Here is a 1,912-nt window from a genome sequence, read left to right as displayed (position 1 = left end):
GTAAGCGTCCGGCGAACCCATCTTGAGTAACGCGTCGGCGACGGCCACGATGGTGTCCACCAAGGAGGCGAGGTGGACACCAACGAAGACGCCAAGCGGCAGGTGCGGCGACGTCACGACCGGGAACTGAAGCAACAGGTGCTGGCCGAGTGCGCGGCGCCGGGGAAGTCGGTTGCCCAGGTGGCGATGGCACACGGCCTGAACGCCAACCTCGTGCACAAGTGGCGGCGGCAAGCCAGTGCCGTTGCCGAGCCCCCGATGCCGGCGTTCGTGCCGGTGGCGGTGGCCGCGCCGGTCGTCACCGAGCAAGCCCAGTTCATCGACCTGGAGCTGCAGCGCGGCGCCGTCAGCGTGCGGGTGCTCTGGCCACTGGCCTCGACGGCCACCTGTGCCGCGTGGTTGCGCGAGATCCTGCGTTGATCCGCGTCGACACCGTGTGGCTGGCGGTTGATCCGCTGGACATGCGCGCGGGCACCGAGTCGGCGCTGGCGCGGGTGGTCCATGTCTTCGGCGCCGCTTGGCCGCATCACGCCTACCTGTTCGCCAATCGCCGCGCCAACCGCATGAAGGTGCTCGTCCACGACGGGGTCGGGGTGTGGCTGGCGGCGCGGCGGCTGAACAGCGGCAAGTTCGTCTGGCCCAGAGATGCCGGCGGCACGCTGACGCTGAGCCGTGCGCAACTCGATGCTCTGGTGCTGGGCCTGCCCTGGCAGCGCATCGGCGAGGCTGGCGTGATCACGTTGCTGTAGCCGGTCCCTGCAGCCCGTCCATTGCGGCATCTGCCGATGGTGCGTGCAGGCTGCAACGGGCACGATCACGATCCGTGATCGCCGACGACCTCGACACGCTGGAGCTGCACCAACTGCGCGAGCAGTTGCGCGCCTCGCGCGCCGAGGTCGCGTTCAAGCAGGCCGTCATCGACAAGCTCACGCACGAGAACGCGGTCCTCAAGCGGCTGAAGTTCGCCGTGAAGTCCGAGGCCTACAGCGCCGAGCAGAAGAGCCTGCTAGAGGAGACGCTGGACAGCGACCTGGCGGCGGTGGCCGCCGAGATCGAGGCGATGGATCCGTCGACCAAGGTGGCCGGTAACAAGCAACAGCCCAGACGCGAGAAGCTGCCCCCGCACCTGCCACGCCGCGAGATCCGCCACGAGCCCGAGGACACCACCTGCGGCTGCGGCACACCGATGCAGCGCATCGGCGAGGACGTGGCCGAGAAGCTGGACTACCAGCCCGGCGTGTTCACGGTGGAGCGCCACATCCGCGGCAAGTGGGCGTGCAAGTGCTGTGAGAAGCTCGAGCAGGCGCCGGTGGCGCCGCACGTCATCGACAAGGGCTTGCCGACCGCCGGGCTGCTGGCCCAGGTACTGGTGGCCAAGTACCTCGATCACCTGCCGCTGTACCGGCAGGAAGCGATCTTCGAGCGCGCCGGGCACCTGATCGCCCGCTCGACCCTGGCGCAGTGGGTCGGCGAGTGCGGGGTGCAGTTGCAGCCGGTGGTGGAAGCCCTGGCCGCGGAGCTGCTGCGCCAACCGGTGCTGCACGCCGACGAGACGCCGGTGGCGATGCTCAAGCCTGGCCACGGCAAGACGCACCGGGCGTACCTGTGGAGCTACTGCACGACCAGCTTCAACCCGATCCAGGCCGTCGTCTTCGACTTCGCCGACAGCCGCGGCGGACAGCATGCGCGCAGCTTCCTCGGGCTGCCCGGGACACCCGACAAGCCGGGCTGGCAAGGCAAGCTCGTCACCGACGACTTCAGCGGCTACAAGGCCTGCTTCGAGCTCGGCGTGACCGAGGTGGGCTGCATGGCGCACGCGCGGCGCAAGTTCCACGAGCTGTGGGCCAACCACGGCAGCCAGGTGGGCGAGCAGGCGCTGAAGTTCTTCGGCGAGCTCTACGACGTCGAGCGA

General features: G+C 69.0%; 3 protein-coding genes. All 3 read left to right on the top strand.

Features of this window, described 5'->3' with window-relative positions; translation table 11 throughout:
* Positions 1 to 72 precede the first annotated feature (72 nt).
* Positions 73 to 420 carry an IS66-like element accessory protein TnpA gene (gene tnpA / locus ENE75_RS24620; protein WP_233259273.1) on the top strand — a complete coding sequence of 116 codons (348 nt, stop codon included), beginning with the start codon at positions 73 to 75 and terminating at the stop codon, positions 418 to 420.
* Positions 417 to 749, top strand: a complete 333-nt coding sequence (gene tnpB / locus ENE75_RS24615; RefSeq protein WP_128201762.1) for an IS66 family insertion sequence element accessory protein TnpB — start codon at positions 417 to 419, stop codon at positions 747 to 749. The genes tnpA and tnpB overlap by 4 nt, the downstream gene beginning before the upstream one ends.
* A gap of 50 nt (positions 750 to 799) precedes the next feature.
* On the top strand, positions 800 to 1,912 hold a 1,113-nt coding region (gene tnpC, locus ENE75_RS24610; RefSeq protein WP_375138511.1), incomplete at its 3' end, for an IS66 family transposase.

This window comes from Rubrivivax albus (genome assembly GCF_004016515.1).
Classification (GTDB): Bacteria; Pseudomonadota; Gammaproteobacteria; order Burkholderiales; family Burkholderiaceae_C; genus Rubrivivax; species Rubrivivax albus.
Note: the sequence above shows the minus strand (reverse complement) of the source record. Positions and strands in the feature narration are given on the sequence as shown.